The 20230-nt window shown below is 72.6% G+C and carries 24 protein-coding genes; 11 read left to right on the top strand and 13 right to left on the bottom strand.

The features are described from left to right. The 5 genes from ccsB to ACTHLI_RS10095 form a co-directional block, all read right to left on the bottom strand. A partial coding sequence (ccsB, locus tag ACTHLI_RS10115) for a c-type cytochrome biogenesis protein CcsB (protein ID WP_440183261.1) occupies positions 1-1132 on the bottom strand: 1132 nt, incomplete at its 3' end. 67 nt (positions 1133-1199) lie between these two features. Next, positions 1200-2804, bottom strand: a complete 1605-nt coding sequence (gene resB / locus ACTHLI_RS10110; protein ID WP_440183260.1) for a cytochrome c biogenesis protein ResB — start codon at positions 2802-2804, stop codon at positions 1200-1202. Continuing rightward, on the bottom strand, positions 2788-3507 hold the full coding sequence (locus ACTHLI_RS10105) for a cytochrome c biogenesis CcdA family protein (protein ID WP_440183259.1): 720 nt from the start codon (positions 3505-3507) through the stop codon (positions 2788-2790). The genes resB and ACTHLI_RS10105 overlap by 17 nt, the downstream gene beginning before the upstream one ends. After that, positions 3504-4073: a TlpA family protein disulfide reductase gene (locus ACTHLI_RS10100; RefSeq protein ID WP_440183258.1), complete on the bottom strand. Its 570-nt coding sequence runs from the start codon at positions 4071-4073 to the stop codon at positions 3504-3506. Before ACTHLI_RS10100 ends, ACTHLI_RS10105 begins: the two co-directional genes overlap by 4 nt. Continuing rightward, positions 4070-4705, bottom strand: coding sequence for a histidine phosphatase family protein (locus tag ACTHLI_RS10095; RefSeq protein ID WP_440183256.1), 636 nt, complete (start codon positions 4703-4705; stop codon positions 4070-4072). The genes ACTHLI_RS10100 and ACTHLI_RS10095 overlap by 4 nt, the downstream gene beginning before the upstream one ends. Before the next feature lie 148 nt (positions 4706-4853). On the opposite strand from ACTHLI_RS10095, the gene aspS reads away from it, so the two are divergent. Both aspS and ACTHLI_RS10085 read left to right on the top strand, forming a co-directional pair. Continuing rightward, positions 4854-6164, top strand: coding sequence for an aspartate--tRNA(Asn) ligase (gene aspS, locus ACTHLI_RS10090; protein ID WP_440183255.1), 1311 nt, complete (start codon positions 4854-4856; stop codon positions 6162-6164). A gap of 39 nt (positions 6165-6203) precedes the next feature. Further along, positions 6204-7331 carry an AI-2E family transporter gene (locus ACTHLI_RS10085; protein WP_440183253.1) on the top strand — a complete coding sequence of 376 codons (1128 nt, stop codon included), beginning with the start codon at positions 6204-6206 and terminating at the stop codon, positions 7329-7331. A 36-nt stretch (positions 7332-7367) separates the two neighbouring features. Here the strand turns inward: ACTHLI_RS10085 and ACTHLI_RS10080 are convergent, their stop codons facing one another. Continuing rightward, positions 7368-7637 carry a glutaredoxin family protein gene (locus tag ACTHLI_RS10080; protein ID WP_440183251.1) on the bottom strand — a complete coding sequence of 90 codons (270 nt, stop codon included), beginning with the start codon at positions 7635-7637 and terminating at the stop codon, positions 7368-7370. A 62-nt stretch (positions 7638-7699) separates the two neighbouring features. On the opposite strand from ACTHLI_RS10080, the gene ACTHLI_RS10075 reads away from it, so the two are divergent. Next, positions 7700-8449, top strand: a complete 750-nt coding sequence (locus tag ACTHLI_RS10075) for an HAD family hydrolase (protein WP_440183250.1) — start codon at positions 7700-7702, stop codon at positions 8447-8449. Positions 8450-8507: 58 nt separating this feature from the next. Here the strand turns inward: ACTHLI_RS10075 and ACTHLI_RS10070 are convergent, their stop codons facing one another. Together ACTHLI_RS10070 and ACTHLI_RS10065 are read right to left on the bottom strand one after the other, a co-directional pair. Further along, positions 8508-8606, bottom strand: coding sequence for a 30S ribosomal protein bS22 (locus ACTHLI_RS10070; protein ID WP_003792170.1), 99 nt, complete (start codon positions 8604-8606; stop codon positions 8508-8510). A gap of 102 nt (positions 8607-8708) precedes the next feature. Further along, positions 8709-9134, bottom strand: coding sequence for an ArsR/SmtB family transcription factor (locus ACTHLI_RS10065; protein ID WP_440183248.1), 426 nt, complete (start codon positions 9132-9134; stop codon positions 8709-8711). 115 nt (positions 9135-9249) lie between these two features. Between ACTHLI_RS10065 and ACTHLI_RS10060 the strand changes: the two genes are divergently transcribed. Beyond that, complete coding sequence (locus ACTHLI_RS10060) at positions 9250-9546, top strand: hypothetical protein (RefSeq protein ID WP_440183246.1); 297 nt, start codon at positions 9250-9252, stop codon at positions 9544-9546. Here the strand turns inward: ACTHLI_RS10060 and ACTHLI_RS10055 are convergent. Further along, positions 9527-10015, bottom strand: a complete 489-nt coding sequence (locus ACTHLI_RS10055) for a nucleoside deaminase (protein ID WP_440183245.1) — start codon at positions 10013-10015, stop codon at positions 9527-9529. The two genes, ACTHLI_RS10060 and ACTHLI_RS10055, sit on opposite strands and share 20 nt — an antisense overlap. Positions 10016-10049: 34 nt before the next feature. On the opposite strand from ACTHLI_RS10055, the gene upp reads away from it, so the two are divergent. The 4 genes from upp (at position 10050) to ACTHLI_RS10035 (ending at position 15218) form a co-directional block, all read left to right on the top strand. Further along, positions 10050-10688, top strand: a complete 639-nt coding sequence (gene upp, locus ACTHLI_RS10050) for a uracil phosphoribosyltransferase (protein WP_440183243.1) — start codon at positions 10050-10052, stop codon at positions 10686-10688. Positions 10689-10957: 269 nt separating this feature from the next. Next, positions 10958-11623: a winged helix-turn-helix domain-containing protein gene (locus ACTHLI_RS10045; protein WP_440183241.1), complete on the top strand. Its 666-nt coding sequence runs from the start codon at positions 10958-10960 to the stop codon at positions 11621-11623. Positions 11624-12427: 804 nt separating this feature from the next. Beyond that, positions 12428-13840, top strand: a complete 1413-nt coding sequence (locus tag ACTHLI_RS10040; RefSeq protein WP_440183240.1) for a cryptochrome/photolyase family protein — start codon at positions 12428-12430, stop codon at positions 13838-13840. A 148-nt stretch (positions 13841-13988) separates the two neighbouring features. After that, the gene (locus ACTHLI_RS10035) at positions 13989-15218 is read left to right on the top strand and encodes an LCP family protein (RefSeq protein ID WP_440183239.1); all 1230 of its coding nucleotides are present in this window, start codon (positions 13989-13991) and stop codon (positions 15216-15218) included. Here the strand turns inward: ACTHLI_RS10035 and ACTHLI_RS10030 are convergent. The 4 genes from ACTHLI_RS10030 to ACTHLI_RS10015 are packed head-to-tail and all read right to left on the bottom strand — an operon-like array spanning position 15206 to position 18129. After that, positions 15206-16219 carry a glycosyltransferase family 9 protein gene (locus tag ACTHLI_RS10030; protein WP_440183237.1) on the bottom strand — a complete coding sequence of 338 codons (1014 nt, stop codon included), beginning with the start codon at positions 16217-16219 and terminating at the stop codon, positions 15206-15208. The two genes, ACTHLI_RS10035 and ACTHLI_RS10030, sit on opposite strands and share 13 nt — an antisense overlap. Next, complete coding sequence (locus ACTHLI_RS10025) at positions 16219-17469, bottom strand: glycosyltransferase family 4 protein (RefSeq protein ID WP_440183236.1); 1251 nt, start codon at positions 17467-17469, stop codon at positions 16219-16221. The genes ACTHLI_RS10030 and ACTHLI_RS10025 overlap by 1 nt, the downstream gene beginning before the upstream one ends. Then, positions 17405-17650, bottom strand: coding sequence for a hypothetical protein (locus tag ACTHLI_RS10020; protein ID WP_440183234.1), 246 nt, complete (start codon positions 17648-17650; stop codon positions 17405-17407). The genes ACTHLI_RS10025 and ACTHLI_RS10020 overlap by 65 nt, the downstream gene beginning before the upstream one ends. 44 nt (positions 17651-17694) lie before the next feature. Next, a complete protein-coding gene (locus tag ACTHLI_RS10015; protein WP_440183233.1) occupies positions 17695-18129 on the bottom strand; it encodes a nitroreductase family deazaflavin-dependent oxidoreductase in 435 nt (144 codons plus the stop codon). A 54-nt stretch (positions 18130-18183) separates the two neighbouring features. Between ACTHLI_RS10015 and ACTHLI_RS10010 the strand changes: the two genes are divergently transcribed. From ACTHLI_RS10010 to ACTHLI_RS10000, 3 genes are all read left to right on the top strand, one after another. Further along, positions 18184-18408: a hypothetical protein gene (locus tag ACTHLI_RS10010; RefSeq protein WP_440183231.1), complete on the top strand. Its 225-nt coding sequence runs from the start codon at positions 18184-18186 to the stop codon at positions 18406-18408. 59 nt (positions 18409-18467) lie between these two features. Beyond that, complete coding sequence (locus ACTHLI_RS10005; RefSeq protein ID WP_440183229.1) at positions 18468-18914, top strand: MarR family winged helix-turn-helix transcriptional regulator; 447 nt, start codon at positions 18468-18470, stop codon at positions 18912-18914. A 13-nt stretch (positions 18915-18927) separates the two neighbouring features. After that, positions 18928-20230, top strand: a 1303-nt coding sequence (locus ACTHLI_RS10000) for an MFS transporter (RefSeq protein WP_440183227.1), incomplete at its 3' end; no start/stop codon positions are given.

The raw sequence follows: 20230 nt of genomic DNA, 5'->3' as shown, positions 1-20230 counted from the left end.
TCGACCGCTGGGCCGCACCCGCCGACCGCGTCGCGGGGTGGGCGGATCGCGTCCGGCGCACCCGCGCGCTCCTCGCCTGACCTTCGTCGGTCCGGAGATCCCGCCCGTGCCCCCGCCCATCTCCCGAACGACGAAGGAAGTTGGCGGCGGGGAGGCCGCTGTAGCTGTGCAGGCCGTGGAAGAAGACGTTCACCACGCCGAAGTTGAACAGGATGCAGGCGTAGCCGATGAGGTTCAGCCACGCGGATCCCGTGCCGCGCCACCCGAGCGTCGCGCGGGCGTGGAGGTAGCCGGCGTAGACGACCCAGATGATGAACGTCCACACCTCCTTGGTGTCCCAGCCCCAGTAACGGCCCCACGCGTGGTTCGCCCAGATCGCGCCGGCGATGAGGGTGAAGGTCCACAGGATGAAGCCGACGACGCTGATCCGGTAGGTGAGGTTCTCGAGGCGGTCGGCGTCCGGGATCGTCGTCAGGAGGCGCAGCCGCGTCGGGCGCCCGGCCTCCGCCCGCTTCGCGCGCCGCACCTGCAGCAGCTGCGCGGCCGAGAGCGCGGCCGCGAGCGTGAAGACGCCGGTACCCAGCATCGCGACGAGCACGTGGAGCACGAGCCAGTACGACTGCAGCGCGGGCGGCAGCGGGGAGACCGCGACGTGGAAGCTCACGGTCGCGATCCCGAGCAGGATCACGACGAAACCGGAGATCGCGGCGCCGAGGAACTTCAGATCGACCCGGGTGAGCGCGACCAGGAAGACGAGGACCATGATCAGCGTCCCCGTCATGGCGAACTCGTACATGTTCGCCCACGGCACGCGACCGGCAGCGACGCCGCGGAGCACGGCGGCGGCGGCGTGCAGCACGGCGCCCGCCATCATCAACGCGATGCCGGTCCGCGCGGCGGGAGCGCGCCTGCGCTCCGGGGCCTGCGGCGGGGCGGGAGGCGCCTCCACGAGCACGGCGGTGCCGCCTGCGGCCTGCTCCGTCACCGCGCCGCGGCGGACGAGGTCGACCTTCGCCTGCGACTCCGCGGACCGGCGGGCGAGATCGAGGGCGAAGGCGACGAAGGCGACCAGGTACACGGCGATCGCCGAGATCAGGAGCAGCTCGGAGATCTGATCCATCGGGTTCGTCACCGCAGCAGCCTAAGCGCCGTCGCTGCAGCCGACCGCTCCGCGGTCACCCGGGCACCATGTTCGCGCATCAGACGGGGGCGCGCTCTCGTGCGACGGCGGGCAGCGCCTCCCGGTGCCGGCGCTCGAGGTCCGCGACCGCCCTGCCGAGGTTCGGGTCGTCACCGCGGGCGAGGCCCGCGTACTCGACGACGATCGCGTCCCCGTCCTCCCGGACCTTGACCCACAGCCGGCGGCGGGGGACGAGCAGGGAGGTGATCAGCCCGAGCACGGCGAGCGCGACGAACAGCGCGACCCACCCCTGCGACGGGTCGTGGTGGATGTCGAACGCCGCGTACCGGGTCACGCCGTCGAGGGTGACCGAACCGAGGCCGTCGGGCAGCGCCTTGGTCTGCCCGATCTTCAGCTGGAAGGGGTCCTTGACCCCCGCGACCTGCTTCATCCCCGACGTGTCGAGCTCGTAGACGTTCCGGGGCGTCCCGGAGTCGAGACCGACGTCGCCCTCGTAGACGAACATCGAGACGAGGCTCTGCTTGCCCACGCTCGGGAAGATCGAGGTGAAGCTGCCGTCGGTCTGCTCCGCGGCGGTCGGGTACAGGAACCCGACCATCCCGATCTGCTTCTTCTGGTTCGTCGTGTCCGGCACCTTCACGACGCCGAGCGAGGTCATCTGCGTGTTCTGGGGCCGGAACGGCACGTACCCCTGGAAGGCGATGGAGCCGTTCGGGTTGCGGACCGTGAAGTGCGGGGCGTAGCCGTTGCCGAGGAGGTAGACGCTCGTGCCGGCGATCGACAGCGGCGCGTTCACCTTGACGATCGCGTGCTGCGGCTTCCCGCCGGGCAGCCGCGTCGTCACGTGCGCGGTGTAGTCGATCGGCTCGCCGAACGCCGCGAGGTTCTGCTGCTCGTACGTCACGTCGAGCTTGTCGAGCTTCAGCGAGTACGGCTTCAGGGAGGCGTCGCTGAAGAAGCGTCCGGGGTTCAGCGAGTCGTACTGGGTCTGCAGGTTCACGAAGGTGTCGCCGGTCACGACGACCTTCTGCCCGGTGTAGGTGAATCCGCCGCCGATGAAGACGGTGACGAGCACCCCGACGAGCGCGCTGTGGAACAGCAGGTTGCCGGATTCGCGCAGGTAGCCGCGCTCCGCCGACACGCTCGATCCGTACCGCGCGGTGCGGTACCGGAGGCCCCGCAGCACCCGCTCGCCCGCATCCACCGCGGCGTCGACCCCGACCCCCTCGATGCGCGCGGACGCGGAGGAGGGCAGCCGCTCGAAGCGGGACGGGGTGCGCGGAGGCGCCTTCCGCATCGCCTTCCAGTGGTGGCGCAGCCGCGGCACCACGCACCCGATCAGCGAGATGAACAACAGGAGGTAGATGGCCGAGAACCAGAACGAGGTGTAGACGTCGAAGCCCTGCAGGGCCTCGACCACCTTCGACAGCCCGGGGTTCGCCTGCTGGTACTGGATGACCCCGTTCGGGTCGCTCGAGTGCTGCGGGATCAGCGAGCCCGGGACGGCCGCGACGGCGAGCGCGAGCAGGAGCAGGAGCGCCGTCCGCATGCTCGTGAGCGTGCGCCACCCCCACCGCAGCCACTCCAGGGGGCCGAGCCGCGGATGGACGATCGCGTCGCCGTCGTCGGCGAAGCGGTCCTGCGCGTCAGATGGGCGAGACATAGCCCACCAGGGTCGACTGCAGCGCGGTGATCGCGAGGTTCCAGATGCCGGAGAGCATGAGCACACCGACGACGACGAGCAGCGCGCCGCCCGCGAGGTTGATGGCGCGGATGTGCCGCTTCAGCACGGCGACGGCACCGGTCGCCCAGCCGAAACCGATCGCGAGCAGCACGAACGGCACACCGAGTCCGACCGAGTAGCAGACGGCGAGCGCCGCGGCGGTGCCCACCGAGCCGCCGGACAGCGCCATCGTCTCGATCGTGCCGAGCATGGGCCCGACGCAGGGCGTCCACCCGACCGCGAACACGGCGCCGAGGACGGGGGCGCCGATCAGGCCCGCGCGGGGGCGCCACTCGGGCGCCATCCTGCGCTGCATCGGCCCGAGCCCTCCGACGAACACCAGCCCGAGCGCGATGACGAGCACGCCAGCGACGCGCGTGATGACCTCCTGCCAGCGGAGGAGGAAGTACCCCGCCGCCGCGAAGACCACGAAGGTCAGCACGAAGACGATCGAGAACCCGAGCACGAACAGCGCGGCCCCGAGGACCACCCGCGAGCGCGCGCGCTCCCCGGTGCGGTCGACGCCGCCGACGTAGCCGAGGTAGCCGGGCACGAGCGGCAGCACGCACGGCGACGCGAACGACAGCGCGCCGGCCGCGACCGCGACCGGGGCGCCGAGCAGGAGGCCGCCGGTGAGCGTCACGCGGCCGTCCCGTCCACCGCGTCCTGGATCAGCTGATTCAGGACCGACTTGTTCGCGAGCCCGACGATCCGGGCGGTGACCCGGCCCTTCCCGTCGAGCACGAGCGTGGACGGCACGGCCTTCGGCGGCTTGGAGGCGGCGAAGGCCAGCTGCACCGACGCCCCGCCCTCCTGGTCGACGATGCTCGGGTAGTCCGTCTTGTAGGTGCGCTCGAAGCTCGCCGCGGTCGCGCTGTCGTCGCTCACGTTCACGCCGACGAACTGCGCCTTCCCGGCGTACCGGGTGGCGAGGGCGTCGAGCGTCGGGGCCTCGGCACGGCACGGCGGGCAGCCCGCGTACCAGAAGTTCACGACCAGCACCTTCCCGAGGTACTGCTTCGACGAGAAGGTGCTGCCGTCGACGGTGGTGCCGGAGAACGTCACGGGCGCGGTCGTGGGGTGCTGCCACTGGTCGACCGTGTGGTCGACCGAGCCGAGGTCCGGTGCTTGCGCCCCCTGCTCGGTGCAGCCGGTGAGCAGCAGCGCCGCGGCGAGCACCGGCGCGAGGAGCCGGGCGCGGCGGATCACGTCGCCCCCAGGTCGATCGCGCCGACGCGGAGCTCGGCGGCCGGGTCCTCGTACCCGGTCTCGACCACGCGACCGTCGCGCAGCGCGAAGCTCGTGACGGAGGAGAGCGCGCAGCGGCGCCGACGCGGGTCGTGCGCCAGCGGCAGGCCCGCGACGCTGCGGTGCACCATCCAGATCGGCAGCTGGTGGCTCACGATCACGACGTCGTGCTCCGGGTCCCCGCCCAGCAGCGCCTCGAGCACCGCGGGGCGCATGCGGTCGCGGATGGCGGTGAACGCCTCGCCCCACGACGGCCGGAGGGGGTTCACGAGCAGTCGCAGGTCCGCCGGGTGCCGCAGCACGCTCCGTCCGACGGCGCGCCCCGCGAAGCGGTTGCCGCCCTCGATGACGCGGTCGTCCGGCTCGACCTCCAGCCCGAACGTCGCCGCGATCGGCTGCGCCGACTGCTGCGTGCGCAGCAGGGGCGAGGAGACGACCCGTGCGACGGGCTTGTCGGCCAGCCAGGCCGCCGTTATCGCGGCCATCGCCTCGCCTCGCTCCGACAGCCGGAATCCCGGGAGTCGCTCGTAGACCACCCCGGCGGGGTTGTGCACCTCACCGTGGCGGACGAGGTGCAGGGCTCGAGCGACCACCCCGGCAGTGTAGGGAGCGGAGCTATGGCCGTCTGCCACGACGCGTAGAAAACCGCCTCAGGTGCGATTCGAAGGGGTTCCAGTCGCCCGACCGCGACAGGAACCCCTTCAAAACGCACCCCGATCGCGGCAAGTACGCTTGACGGTCGTGACCGAGCGCATCCTGATCTCCGACCTGGCCGCCCGGGAGGACGGCCCCGTCGCCGTCGCCGGCTGGGTCGAGACCGTCCGGGATCAGAAGAAGGTGCAGTTCCTCGTCCTGCGCGACGAGTCGGGCGCGGTGCAGCTGGTGCGTCCGCGTCCGGAGGGCGACGACGCGATCTCGCTCGCCATCTCCGGGGTCGCGCTCGGCAGCTTCGTCCGCGTGGAGGGGACCCTCAAGCACGACGAGCGGGTCAAGCTCGGCGGCATCGAGGTGCGCGTCGAGTCGTTCGACGTCGTCACGGCGAGCCTCCCCGAGCAGCCCATCGCCGCCGACTCCTCCATCGACAAGCGGCTCGACCACCGCTTCCTCGACCTGCGGAACCCGGCGCACGCGCTCGTCTTCAAGGTGCAGACGACGTTCGAGCACGCCCTCCGGTCCTGGTGGGTGGAGCACGGCTACGTCGAGGTCCACACGCCGAAGCTGATGAGCAGCCCGTCGGAGTCGCGGGCCGAGCTCTTCCAGGTGCCGTACTTCGAGACCACGGCGTACCTCTCCCAGAGCCCCCAGCACTTCAAGCAGATGGCCCAGGCCGCCGGGTTCGGGAAGATCTTCGAGATCGCGGACGCGTTCCGGGCCGACCCGTCGTTCACCGCGCGCCACGCGACCGAGTTCACGAGCATCGACGCGGAGATCAGCTGGATCGACTCGCACGAGGACGTGATGGCGATGCACGAGGCCGTGCTCGTCGCGGGGTTCACGGCCGTCGTCGACCGGCATGGCGAGGACATCGAGCGCCTGCTCGGCATCACGGTCGAGGTCCCGACGGTGCCCTTCCCGCGGATCCCGCTGGCGGAGGCGCTCCGCATCGTGGCCGACCGCGGCTACGTGGTCCCCCGCGCGGACGGCGACCTGGACCCGGAGGGCGAGCGCCGCATCTCCGCGTACGTCAAGGAGGAGTTCGGGCACGACTTCGTGTTCGTCACCGACTACGCGACCGGCATCCGGCCCTTCTACCACATGCGGCACGCCGACGACCCGGCCCTCACGAAGAGCTACGACCTCGTCTACCGGGGCACCGAGATCTCCACCGGAGCGCAGCGCGAGCACCGGATCGACGTCCTGCTGGAGCAGGTCGCCGACAAGGGGCTCGACGCCGCCGAGCTGGAGTCCTACCTCGAGTTCTTCCGGTACGGGGTGCCGCCCCACGGCGGGTTCGGCATGGGGCTCGCCCGCGTGCTCATGCTCATGCTCGAGCGGTCCAGCATCCGCGAGACGACGTATCTCTTCCGGGGGCCGAACCGCCTGCGTCCGTGACCGGAGCCGCCTCCATGCGGCGCCGGACATGATTGCAACATGACTGAGCACGCCGGCGACACCGCTCCGACTCCACGCAGGGCGGCGGCGCTCTGGGCCGACGGATTCGGCGTCTTCGCCACCCGGTGCCTGCAGGTCGGCATCGTGCTCGCGGTCGCCGCCGCGATCGTGTGGGGCGGCCTGCAGCTGAGCACGGTCGTCGTCTCCGTGCTCATCGCGTTGATCCTCGCGTCCGCCTTCGACCCGCTCACGCGTCTGCTCGAGCGCGCGCACCTCCCGAGCAGCCTCGCGGCCATGGTGACCCTGCTGCTGGTGATCGGCGTGCTCGCCGGCGCGCTCACGCTCGTCGTGTTCGCCGTCGCGAACCAATGGTCGGACCTCACCGACGCCGTCGCGTCCGGCATCCAGCAGCTCGAGGACCTCCTCGCCGGCATCGGGATCACCGTGGACAGCAGCGGGATCCAGCAGGCGATCGACGCGGCCGGCTCCTACCTGACGAGCGCCTCGTTCGGTTCGACGGCGCTCTCCGGGCTGTCGACGCTCGGCAATCTCGCCACCGGCGTCGTGCTCGTGATCGTGGTCGTGTTCTTCTTCCTCCGCGACGGCCGTGCGATCTGGGCGTTCCTCATCCGTCCGCTGCGGGGCGAGCAGCGCGAGCGCGCCGGCCGCATCGGCACCGCGAGCACGAGGGTGCTCGGCAGCTACGCCCGCGGCACGGCCCTGGTCGCGCTCGTCGACGCCGTCTTCATCGGCGCCGGGCTGCTGATCTGCGGGGTGCCGCTCGCGCTGCCGCTGACCGTGCTCGTCTTCGTGACCGCGTTCATCCCGATCATCGGCGCGACCCTCGCCGGCGTCATCGCCGCGCTCGTCGCGCTCGTGTTCAACGGCTGGGTGATCGCGCTCGTCGTGGTGGGCATCGTGATCCTCGTCAACCAGCTGGAGGGGAACCTCCTGCAGCCGCTGATCATGGGGCGCTCCCTGCAGCTGCACCCGCTCGTGATCCTGCTGGCGCTGACCGCAGGCACGATCCTGGGCGGCATCGTCGGCGCGATCCTGTCGAGTCCGGCCGCCAGCGTCGTCTGGTCGGCGATGAAGGCCTGGAACCCGCCATCGGACGAGGCCGACCTGACCACCGAGGCGGTGGAGGCGTCCGGCCACGGCAGCTGACCAGAGGCGGACTCCCTCGGCGCGGTTCGTCCTCGCTCAGGCGTCGGCGGCGGCCAGCAGGTCCTCGCGCAGCCGCGCCGGGTCCACGCGCCAGCGGTCGTGGAGCGCGGTGCCGATCAGCACGACCGGGATGTCGTCGTGCCAGCGGACGTCGAGGTCGGCGTCGTCGAGGATCGAGCGCTCTTGCACGTCGACGGGCACGCCGTGCGCCGCGAGGTCGTCGACGACCCCGCTCACGACGGCCCTGGCCTCGTCGCAGAGGTGGCAGCCGGGCTTGCCGATCAAGGTGAGAGACGGAGTGAGCACCGCTCGAGGCTACCGACGCGCGTCCGGCTCACGCAGGTCGTCCGACCTACACTTGGGCGGCGATGACCGACGCGGCGCCCCCTTCCCGGCAACTGCCGGTCGCGGCCTTCTTCGACGTCGACAAGACCCTCGTCAACGGCGCGAGCCTGCTGTTCCTCGCGAGGGCGGCCCGATCGCTCGGCATCGTCTCCTGGCGTGACCTCGCGCGGTTCGGGCTCAAATCGGCGTCGTTCCGCAAGCACGGTGAGCAGCTCTCGGTGCTCGACCAGGTCCGCGACCGGGGCATGCGGCTGCTCGCCGGGCAGCGCGCCGACCGCCTCCACGCGCTCGCCGAAGAGGTCGTCAGCACGATGCAGCCGCGCATCTGGCCGGAGACGCGCGCCCTGCTCACCGCGCACCTCGAGGCCGGCCACGAGGTGCACCTGATCTCGGCCACGCCGGACTTCCTCGCGCAGGAGCTCGCCCGTTCCCTGGGCGCCACCACCGGCATCGGCAGCGGGCTCGAGATCGAGGACGGCGTGTTCACGGGCCGATTCACCGGGGGCACTATGCACGGCCCGGAGAAGGCGCGCGCCGCGCAGGCGCTCATGGCCGACCGCGGCTTCGCGCCGGCGGACTGCTACGCCTACAGCGACTCCAGCAACGACCTGCCGCTGCTGACGGCGGTCGGCACGCCGGTGGCGGTGAACCCGGACCACGGCCTCGCCAGGCACGCGCGGGAGGCCGGCTGGCGCATCTTGGAACTCGACCCGGCGAGCATCCGCGCGGAGCGCAAGCGGGTGCGGGCCGCGGCCCGCTCACGGGTCGACTAGGACCGGTCGACTCTACCTCCCACCCGGTGGGATGCTCGGCGGGTCGGAGATCCGGAGCTCACTTCTTGTTGCGGCGCTGGTGACGCGTCTTGCGCAGCAGCTTGCGGTGCTTCTTCTTCGCCATCCGCTTGCGGCGCTTCTTGATGACCGAGCCCATGGAGTCTCCTTGACGTTACGAGGCCAGCCCGCGCAGCCTCGAGGGGGCGCGGAAGAGCCCCGACAGTCTAGACCGAGCCCTGAACCCGCGCGGACCAGCGGTTCAGTGGCGCAGTCGGCCCACCACTGCTGCCGCCGTCGCACCGATGCGGACCGCCGCGTCGCGGGCCCGAGGGGTGAGCTGGCGCACCGGCGCCAGCCGGGCGAGCTCCTCCGTCTCCTCCGCCACCGGTTCACCGAGCGCGACGACCGGCCGCACGAACGCGCCCAACCATTCGGCGAGCGGTTCGAGGCTCGACGGCTCGAGGCGGTAGTAGCGGTGCTGCCCCTGCTCGCGGACCGAGACGATCGAGAACTCGCGCAGCGTCTTCAGGTGCTTCGACACGGTGGGCTGGCTCAGCCCGAGCTCGTTCACCAGCTGGCCGACGCTCGCCTCGCCGGAGCCCTCGGTGGCCTCCAGACGCGTCAGCAGCGCACGCAGCAGCTCGCGCCTCGTCGGGTCCGCGATGACGTCGAAGAGATCCGCCACGGCTCGAGCGTATGCGCTTCCAGGCCCGAGCACCATGCCTCGAAGCGCATGAAGCGCGCATGCGGCCTCCGGTGCCGGACGCCTACACTCGGCCACCACCTGGGAGGTGCAGGCGATGAGCGAAACCGACACGCAGCAAGCGATCGCACAGGCGGTCGGGCGGGTCAAGAACGTGCGGACGGTGCCCCTCGTCCGGCTCGCTCACGAGGACGCGACGGAGCGCGCCGTCGTGGTCGTGCGCGTCGGACTGCCGCCGCTCCTCCCCCTCACCGAGGTGGTGACGGTGATCGCGCATGTGCAGCTCACCGTGGCCCGGCTGGTGCCATCGGGCGCCGCGGTGCACGTCGAGCCCGACGTGGCAGCCGACGAGGCCACCCCGACCGAGGCGATCGTCATCCGCGCGATGGAGTGACCTCGGGCTCACCCCCGGGCCGACGCGCGAGGAAGAAGCTCCGGAGCAGGGCCGCGGACTCCTCCGCGCGCACCCCGGCCACCACCTCGATCCCGGAGGCGGGCCGGCGGTCGCGCAGGACGTCGATCACCGACCCCACCGCGCCCGCCTTCTCGTCCCAGGCGCCGAACACGAGGCGGCCGATCCGCGCCGCGAGGATCGCACCGGCGCACATGGTGCAGGGCTCGAGCGTGACGACGAGCGTCGCGCCGTCGAGCCGCCACCCGCCCGCGTGCGCCGCGGCGTCCCGGAGCGCGACCACCTCCGCGTGCGCGAGCGGATCCCCGTCGGCCTCGCGGAGGTTCCTCCCCCGGCCGAGGACCGTTCCGTCGGCGCGGAGCACGACCGCCCCCCCCGGCACGTCGCCCGTGGACGGCGCCAGGGCCGCCTCCTCGAGCGCTCGTCCCATCGCCTCGTGATCCGTGGTCATCACCGCTCCCGTCGCCGCCGATAGCCTTCCAGCCATGCGCGTGCACGTCGCCGACCACCCGCTCGTCACGCACAAGCTGACGGTGCTCCGCGATCGGACGACGCCGTCGCCCACGTTCCGGGCGCTGGCGGAGGAGCTGGTCACCCTGCTCGCGTACGAGGCGACCCGGTCGGTGCGCACCACCCGCGTGGAGGTGGAGACGCCCGTGTCGGTCACGGAGGGCCTGGCGCTCAGCACCCCGCTGCCGCTCGTCGTGCCGATCCTCCGCGCGGGCCTCGGGATGCTCGAGGGGATGGTCAAGCTCATCCCGACCGCGGAGGTCGGCTTCCTCGGCATGGTCAGGAACGAGGAGACGCTCGAGCCGACCGTGTATGCGGAGCGGCTGCCTGCGGATCTCGAGGCGCGCCAGTGCTTCGTGCTCGACCCGATGCTCGCGACCGGCGGGAGCCTGCTCGCGGCCATCGACTACCTGTTCGACCGCGGCGCCCGGGACGTCACGGCGATCTTCCTCATCGCCGCGCCGGAGGGGCTGGCCGCGGTGGAGCGCGCGACCGAGGGGCGCGACGTCACGATCGTGCTGGGCGCCCTGGACGAGCGGCTGAACGAGCGCGGCTACATCGTGCCCGGCCTCGGCGACGCCGGGGACCGCCTGTACGGCACCGTCGGGGACTGAGACGCCGTCGCGCTCGGTTGACACGCCGGGCCCGGGCCGCCAAGATGCCACCCATGTCCTCCCTGCGCTGCACGACCGCCGTTCCGGCCCGTCAGGCTCCGCAGTCGATGATGTGCGGCCTCGCCGGCCGCCGAATGTGTCGCTGAACCTCCGGTAGACGTCCGCCCGGCACCCGCCCGGGCCCTGCGCGCCGCTGTGCGCGCTCCTCCCGCAGTTTCAGCTCTCGGCCCGTCGTCGGGCCGGCCACATGCAAGGACCTCACGAATCCCATGTCCCTCGCGACCGTCTCCTCCCTCCCCACAACCGCCGCCTCCGAGCGGCCCGCGCTGCGCCTCGTGCCGGACGGCAGCGAAGCCCGCGGCTTCGCCCTCTACGTCGGCCTCGACGAGGCGAAGGCCCGCGCGGCCGGCGTCGACCTCGCCGCGCTCGTCGACGCGCTGCGGACCCTCACCGCCGAACTCGTGCCGACGGCGGAGACGTACGCCGCCGTGGCGCTCGCCCCGGCCGGGCTCGGCGGCCGCGACGTCGACATCGTGCGTCGAGCGCTCGCGGACCGCGCTCCCGCGGGGACCCCGCAGACCCGCACGGAGCAGCGGCGGACCGGGCTGACGCTCGATCTCGCGCGCAAGAAGCTGCGGATCGACGGCGAGACCGCTCCCCTCACCTACCGGGAGTTCGAGCTCCTGCAGTTCCTCGTGCTCCGCGAGGGGCGCACGGTGTCGCGGACCGAGATCATCGGCGCGCTCTGGTCGGACGGCGACGAGCAGGAGGTGCCGAACGAGCGCACCATCGACGTGCACGTCCGGCGGCTCCGGGCGAAGCTCGGCGACTACGGCGAGATCGTGCGCACGGTCCGCGGCGGGGGATACCGGTTCGACCGGCACGCCGACGTCGTGATCCGGTACGGCGAGGCACCGAGCCCCGATCGGTTCTGAGGCCGCCGCGGCGGCGGCCGCCCCTCCTGCCCTCCCCGGTGACATCCGCCCTCCGGCGCCGGAGGACGGATGTCGCTCAGCGGGCACGAGGGTGCGCGGGCGCGCGGCCGGGCCGTTCGGGCCGGTCGTCCGACGACGCGCCGAGGGGGACGATGCGTCGACGCCGCACCCATGGGATTGCGAGGATGCTCTCAGGATCTCCAGGGCCACGACACGCCGTGAGCGGTAGCGCACCGTTACCTGACCGTTATACGGTCTTCCCGCGTCGAACGTTTGCTGTGGCGGACGGCGTGTGTGATTGCAGGACACTCGTGGTGCAAGGGATGAGGGCCGGTCGCCGCCTCTGCGACCGGCCCTTCTTGCTGCCCGGAACGGTCGCAGCCGACCGAAGCCGACCGGCGTCGCACGCCTGATGCCCCCGGTGGGCGGCACCGGGGGCATCAGGATGGGTCGGGGAGCTCCGGGAGGGCCCGGAGCCGTGCGCCCCCGATCCTCGCGGATCCCGCTCGGCCGTGGGGCCCTGGGCGGGGGCCCCGATCGGGGAGGCCGCGCGGTGCTCCGATCGGTCGCGCCCTGGGTGCGGCGCGTGCCGGGAGTGTAGGCAGACCCGTCGGCGTGCGCCCGGCGTTTGTCCCCCGGCCCGGGCGGACCACGGCGCGCTTTGTCCCCCGTCGAACGGCTCGCCGCCCGGGATGTCCCGGGCAACGGCGGCGCGGGATCCCCTCGGGCACGCGGGCGCACCGACGCCTGAGGACGCCCCATCCGCTCGAAGCGGCTCGCAGCCGCCGCCGATACGGTCGCGCCATGACCGACCGCTCCGCACCGGCCGTCGTGTGGGTGCGCGACGACCTCCGCGTCGCCGACAACCCGGCGCTGCGCGAGGCCGTCGACTCCGGCCGGCCCGTCCTCCCCGTCTACGTGCTCGACGATTCCGGCGGCACCGCTCGCCCCCTCGGGGGCGCGAGCCGGTGGTGGCTGCACCACAGCCTCGCCGGGCTCGACGCGTCGCTCCGCAAGCGCGGATCACGCCTCGTCCTGCGTCACGGCGACGCCGGGCACGAGATCGCGACCGTGCTCCGGCAGACCGGCGCCGGCCTGCTCACCTTCAACCGCAGAGTCGCCCACGGCGAGCGCGAGGAGGACGACCGCGTACGCAGGGCGGCGGAGGCCGCGGGCGTCGTCGTCTCCGACCACCTCGGATCCCTCCTCCACGAGCCCGGCGAGGTCCTGAACGGCAGCGGCGAGCGCTTCGCGGTCTTCACCCCCTTCTTCACGGCCCTCACCCGGCGCGGCGCTCCCCGCGAGCCGCTGCCCGCGCCGGCCTCGATCGACGGCTGGACCGGACGCGTCCACAGCGAGGACCTCGATGCGCTGCACCTCCTCCCGGAGGGCCCCGACTGGTCGAGCGGCCTCGCGGAGGCCTGGACCCCTGGTGAGAAGGGCGCGCACCGGCGCCTCGAGGACTTCGTCCACCACCGGCTCCCCCGGTACGCCGCGCAGCGGGACCGGCCGGCCGCGGAGGCGAGCTCGCGACTCTCCCCGCATCTCCGATTCGGCGAGCTCAGCCCCTACCAGGTGTGGCACCGCGTGCACGCGGCCGAGGCGCCTGCCGAGGTGAGGACCAAGTTCCTGACCGAGCTCGGCTGGCGCGAGTTCGACTACGACCTCCTGGACACCCATCCCGACCTCGACACCGTGAACGTGCACCGCGACTTCGACGCGTTCCCGTGGGACGACGTGGACCCGCGCCGGCTCGAGGCGTGGCAGCGCGGTCGGACGGGGATCCCGCTCGTCGACGCGGGGATGCGCCAGCTCTGGACGACGGGCTGGATGCACAACCGCGTCCGGATGGTGGTCGCATCGTTCCTCATCAAGAACCTCCGGTACGACTGGCGCCTCGGCGAGCAGTGGTTCTGGGACACGCTCGTCGACGCCGACCCCGCGAACAACGCGGCCCAGTGGCAGTGGGTCGCCGGATCGGGCGCGGACGCCGCACCGTTCTTCCGGGTCTTCAATCCCGTGCTGCAGGCGCAGAAGTTCGATCCGGAGGGCGAGTACCTCGCCGAATGGGTCCCGGAGCTCCGCGACCTCGCCCCGAAGGCACGACACGAGCCGTGGAGCGCGCAGGGCGGCGCGCCCGGCTACCCTGAGCCGATCGTCGATCTCGGCGCGTCCCGCAAGGCGGCGCTGGACGCCTACCAGCGGATGCGCGACTGACGCTCCGCGTGTCCTCCCGGAGCGCACAGGCGCGGGGCGAAGCCGGTGCGCCTGCCGGTCGTCCCGGGAACGCATGCCTACAGTGCCTCCGATCAGGTCACGATCCGGCGCCCCCGCCCGGACCCGGCCGCATGAAGGAGAGCCCCCGTTGCAGAACGACATCCGCGCCGCGGCCCGTCACGCCGTCGGTCGCACGAGGTCGATCTGGGGCGGCATCGGCCGCACGATCCTGGTCATGGTGGCGGTCTTCGCGATCAGCTCCATGTCGGTGGCCGCGTACGGGGTCTGGCACCTGAGCTCGAAGTTCAGCTCGAACGCGGTCTCCCTGGGCAAGGGCAACGCGGTGCCGAGCGTCACGGCGCTCGACGGCGCGTTCAACGTGCTGCTGGTCGGCGCGGACAACTCCCCGAACCAGAAGGGCTTCGGGGCCGCCCGCCAAGGGACCCTGAACGACGTCAACATCCTGATCCACGTGTCCGCGGATCACTCCCGCGCGACGGTCGTGAGCATCCCCCGCGACCTGATCATCGCCCACCCGCAGTGCACGGACCCGAAGACCGGGCAGGTGTACTCCGCGATGTCCGCGCAGCCCGTGAACGTCGCCTACTCGCGCGGCGGCCTCAGCTGCGTGGTGGGCACGATCGAGTCGCTGACCGGCCTCACGATCCCCTACGCCGCGCTGTTCACGTTCGAGGGCACGGTGAAGATGGCGGACGCGGTCGGCGGGGTGCCGGTCTGCGTCAACAAGGCGATCGACGACCCGGACTCGGGCCTCAAGCTGAACAAGGGCGTGACGGTCGTCAAGGGCCGGATGGCGCTCGCCTACCTCCGCAGCCGGCACGGCGTCGGCGACGGCAGCGACCTCTCGCGCATCGCCTCCCAGCAGGCCTACATGTCCTCGCTCATGCGGAAGATGACCTCGACGGGCACGCTCGCCGACCCCACCAAGCTCTACGGCCTCGCGAGCGCTGCGGCCGACAGCATCACCCTGTCGCAGTCGCTCGCGAGCGCGGACACGATGGTGCGGATGGCGGTCGCGGTGAAGTCGGTCGGGCTGAACCACATGGTGTTCGTGCAGTACCCGACCGGCGCCGACCCGCTGAACCCCAACAAGGTGGTGCCGAACACCGCGCTCGCGACGGCCCTGATCGACCGTGTCGAGCGGGACCAGCCGATCGGCCTCGACAAGAACGCGCTGGGGCTCAGCACGAAGCTCGAGCACGCGAAGTCGAGCTCCTCCTCCGGCACCCCGACGACCACCGCGTCGAAGAAGGCGCCGACGGCTTCGCCCTCGCCGAGCGCGAGCTCCGACGTCGTCGCGGGCCTCCGCGGACAGACCGCGGCGCAGCAGACCTGCTCGCTCGCCTACGGCAGCTGATCGCCAAAGGCGCCGGAGGTGACCGCCGCCAGCACCCGATCGGGGTCGAGCGCCGACATGCACCTGGGCTCGTGATCGGCGGCCAGCGGGCAGCGGGCGGTCCACCAGCACTCCTGCTCGGTGATCGCGGTCGGGGTGCGCACCTCGCAACCCGGATATCCCTGCAGGTCGACCGCACCGGGCCCCCGGTAGCCGTAGCGGCCCGCGACCGTCGGGCCGAACAGCCCGACGACGGGCAGGCCCGACGCGGCGGCGAGCCGAACGGGGCCCGTATCGCCGCCCACCGCGCGGCCGCCTCGCAGGGCGGCCGCCGCAGCGAGGCCCGCGAGGGCGCGCAGGCCGAGCGGCGGGACCGGGACGGCGCCCGCCGCAGCGAGATCCGCCCGCTGCTCCGGCGACTCGGACACCGCGAGCGGCACGGCCCCCGCCACCAGGAGCCCGGCCACGAGCCGTGTCCACGCCGTCATCGGCCACCGCTTCACGCGCATGCCCGAGTCGGGGAAGAGCAGCACCGGCCTGTCGGTGGTGAGCTGATCGAGCAGTCGTCCGCCGGCTGCGAGCTCATCGCCCCGCAGCCGGATCCTCGGGAGCACGCTCGCGAACACGGGGTCGACGACCCCCTCCTCCACGAGGATGCGCAGCATCCGGAGGTCGACGAGCTCGTCGGCGGGTGGTGAGCGCCAGAGATCCGTGATCGCCCGGGTCGCGGTGCGCTCGAGGAGGTCCGGCAGGCCGTGCTGACGGTTCGTCGTGACCGCGAGGTCGGGGCGGAGGCGCTCGAGCACGGGTCGCGCCGTCCCGATCACGGCGTCGGCGTCGCGCCCGTGCACCGGGACGACGCGGTGCAGCCGATCGTCCCCCGCGAGCAGCTCGTGCCACGGCGCCGTGGTGACCACCGTCGTCTCCGCGCCGGGGTGCGACCGCAGGAGCGCATCGAGGATCGGCAGCGCGAGCAGGAGGTCGCCGAGCCCGCCCATGGTGTCGACGAGGACGATGCGCATCAGCGCGCTCCGGCGTACGCGGCGAGGTGCCGCTCGGCGATCGTCGCCCAGTCGTGCGCCTCCGCCCATCGGCGCCCTCGCTCGCCGACGGCGTGCGCGAGCGCCGGGTCGTCGAGCACCCGCCGGACCCCGGCGGCCAGCGCGGGGCCGTTCCGAACCTCCGGCACGACCACGACCCGGTCGCCGTCGACGAGCTCCGGCTCGGACTCGTCCGCGGTGGTCACCACGGTCGGCAGCCCGTGGGCGAGGAGGGTGAGCAAGGAGCCGCTCTTCGCCGTGACGCCGCCCGTGAACGGCAGCACCCCGACGTCGGCGGCCAGGAGCAGCCTGGACACCTCGGCAGGCTCCTGGAAGCCGGTGATGCGCATGCGCTCGCCGACGCCCGCAGCCTCGATCTGCCCGCGCAGCTCGGCCTCGAACGCGACGGCCTCCTGCGCCGGCAGCGCGAGCGACTCGAAGCCGCCGATCACCAGCGCGCTCACCTCACGCCCCTCGTCCCGCAGCGCCGCGACGGCCTCGGCCAGGTAGCGGACGCCCTTGACCGGGTGTACGAAGCCGAAGAAGGCCAGCACCGCCGCGTCCTCGGAGACGCCGAGATCGGCACGGACCGCGCGCCGGGCCTGATCGCGCACGATCCCGGGCGCGACGCTGACGTTGGCGCCGATCGGCACCACCTCCACGGGCACCCGCGGTCCGAAGCGCTCCCGCAGGGCGGCCGCGTGCCCCGCGTTCGTGGTGATGACGCGCCCGCTGCGCGGCACGAGCAGCGCCGTCTCGCGGTCGCCGGCCCGCAGTCGCTCCAGCCGGCGCCACAGCGGGGCCGGGAGGAGGCGTTCCCAGCGCCACCAGCCGTACTCGTGGAGGGTCGTCACCAACCGCGTTCGCGCGATCGCGAGCGGGAGGGCGCCCACGCCGATGCGGAAGCGGTACATCGAGGGCGCGAACTGGACGTGCACCACATCGGCCGGGCGGGCCGCGACGACGGCGCGCAGGAGCGCGGCGGCACCCCAGCGCTCGCCGACCGACCTCGCGCCCCGCACGTCCGACGGCGCACCGATGTGCAGCAGGCGCACCTGTGCGCCGCGCTCGCGCAGGGCCGCAGCCAGGCGCACCACGTAATCGCCGACCCCGTCCCGCGCCGGATCGAGCCGTCCGCAGACGAGCAGGACGCGGGGCGTGCCCGACCTAGCGGCCGCCAGCGGAGTCCGCCTCGCCGGCGAGCGCGCCGGAGGCGGCCGGCGGCGTCGCATCGTCACCCAAGGAGTCGCCGCTCCCGTCGAGCGAATCGCCGGCGGGCGCGTCCGCGGGGATCGCCGCATCCAGACGCCCGCCTCCAGGCGCGACGCCGGCCGCGGACGCGTCGTGCTCGTCCTGCCCGGGAACGTGGGACTGCACCCCGGGTGCACCGGTCACGGTCTCCGCATCGCTCATGCCCGCGACGGTACGGACCTCGGCTCCGGATCGCCGGGGAGCGGTCAGCGAGGCTCCAGAACGAACACCGGGATCTCCCTGTCAGTCCGCTGCTCGTACTCCGCGTAGTCGGGCCACACCGCGACGGCGCGCTCCCACCACTCGGCACGCTCGTCGCCGGAGAGGACCCGCGCGTCGTAGTCGCGCTTCTCCGCCCCGTCCTGCAGCTCGACATGGGGATGGGCCAGGAGGTTCCAGTACCAGACCGGATGCTCGGGCGCGCCGCCCTTCGAGGCCACGACGGCGTACCGGCCGTCGTGCTCGACCCGCATGAGCGCGGTCTTCCTGAGCTTGCCGGACTTGGCGCCCACCGAGGTCAGCACGATGATCGGCACGCCGCGCATCGTGTTCGCCTCGGCACCGCCGCTCGCCTCGAAGCGCTCGGCCTGCTCCCTCGCCCAGGTGTCGGTGCTGGGCGCGTACTCCCCGGTCAACGGCATGCCCCCATCCTGCTCGGTCAGCCTGCGCGCAAGGCGAACGGGTACGAAGGCCGTATGGCTACCACGCAGACCTTCCCCGCCTGGCTCGCCGAGCAGGAGTACCGCGGCGACGACATCGGCGAGTTCGCCAAGGAGGTCGCGCACCTCACCGACTTCCCCGACTCCGGCGGCAAGGCGATCTACGACGGCTACTTCGAGACCGCCCTGCCCGCGCAGCGAGAGACCTACGAGCGCGCCTGGTCGGAGTACGGCGCCTCCCCGGAGCCGTCGCGGGAGTGAGCCGCAGCGTCACCTCCTTGCATCAGGTATGTATATAACCCGGTGATATACTTTCGGGCGTGACCGACGAGCCCGCTGCCGACCTGGCCGCGCTCGGGCGTGCGTTCGAGGAGATCGTCACGTGGCTGCGCCGCACGCGGACCGCCACCGACATCTCCGTGACCGCGCTCAGCCTCCTCGACCGCCTCGACGTCGGGGGCGACCATCGCGTGACCGACCTCGCCGCGCTCGAGGGCATCACCCAGCCGGCGACGACGGGGCTCGTGAACCGGCTCGAGGCACGGGGCTGGGCGGCGAGGAGCGCCGACCCGAGCGACGGCCGCGCGAGCCTCGTCACGATCACCGACGCCGGTCGGGCACGGCTGCGCGAGCACCGCGAGGACCGCTCCCGCCGCATCGCCGAGCGGCTGGCGTCGCTCGACGCCGCGGACCAGGCCGCGCTGCTCGCCGCGCTGCCCGCCCTCCGGCACCTCACCACCGCGCCCGCCGCGCGGCCCACCACCTGATCCGAGGACACCCGTGCACGAAGCACCCACCCAATCCCCATTCCGCCAGCCGCGCGCCGTCTGGGCCGTCGCCTTCGCCTGCGTCGTCTCCTTCATGGGCATCGGGCTCGTGGACCCGATCCTGAAGAGCCTGGCCGGGCAGCTCCACGCGACCCCGACGCAGGTCGAGCTGCTCTTCACGAGCTACCTCGTGATCACCGCCGTCGCGATGCTCGTCACCGGCTGGGTGTCCAGCAGGCTCGGCGCGAAGCGCACCCTGATTGCCGGGCTGGTGATCATCGTCGTGTTCGCCGGCCTCGCGGGGATGTCGAACTCGATCGGCGGGATCGTCGGGTTCCGCGCCGGCTGGGGGCTCGGCAACGCGCTGTTCATCGCCACGAGCCTCGCGACGATCGTGGCCTCCGCCTCCGGCGGCTTCGCGGGCGCGATCATCCTGTACGAGGCCGCGCTCGGCGTCGGCATCGCGCTCGGCCCCGTGGTCGGCGGCCTCCTCGGCAGCATCAGCTGGCGCGGCCCGTTCTTCGGAGTCAGCGCGCTCATGTTCATCGCGCTCGTCGCGACCGTCTTCCTGCTGCCGAAGACCCCGGCGCCCGCGCGCAAGCAGCGCCTCTCCGAGCCGCTCGCGGCACTGAAGCACCGCTCGCTCGCGACCACGAGCGTCGTCGGGCTGCTCTACAACTGGAGCTTCTTCACGCTGCTCGGCTACTCGCCGTTCCTCATGGGAATCGAGAACCCGATCCTCCTCGGGGCCGTCTTCTGCGGCTGGGGCGTGCTCGTCGCCCTGTTCTCGGTGGTCGTGGCGCCGCGCGTGCAGCGCCGCATCGGCACCGCGAAGACGCTCTACGCGACGTTCGCCCTGTTCGCGCTCGACCTCGTGATCATCGGGATCTTCTCCACGGTGCCGGCCGTCGTGATCGTCGGCGTGATCGTCGCCGGCGCGTTCATCGGGACGAACAACACCCTGGTCACCACCGCGGTCATGAGCATCGCGCCTGTCGAGCGCCCGGTCGCCTCCGCCACCTACGGCTTCGTCCGGTTCATCGGCGGCGGCCTCGCCCCGTTCGTCGCGGGCCTGATCGTCGAGGCCTGGGACCCGCAGGCCCACCTGCCGTTCTTCATCGCGGCCGTGACGGTCGCCGTGGCGGCGGTCGTGCTGAGCACCGTGCGGCACTCCCTGGCGGCGGCGGACCGCGGCGAGATCGCGCAGCCGGAGCCGACGGCCCTCGATGGCGTCGAGGGGCGCGTCCCGGTCGTCGGTGGGCTCGCGGTCGGCCACGCCGACGGACCCCGTTGCCGGGCGCCTTCCGACAACCCCG

It is taken from the genome of Amnibacterium sp., assembly GCF_051956055.1.
GTDB lineage: Bacteria > Actinomycetota > Actinomycetes > Actinomycetales > Microbacteriaceae > Amnibacterium.
This window is presented reverse-complemented; position numbering and strand designations above follow the sequence as displayed.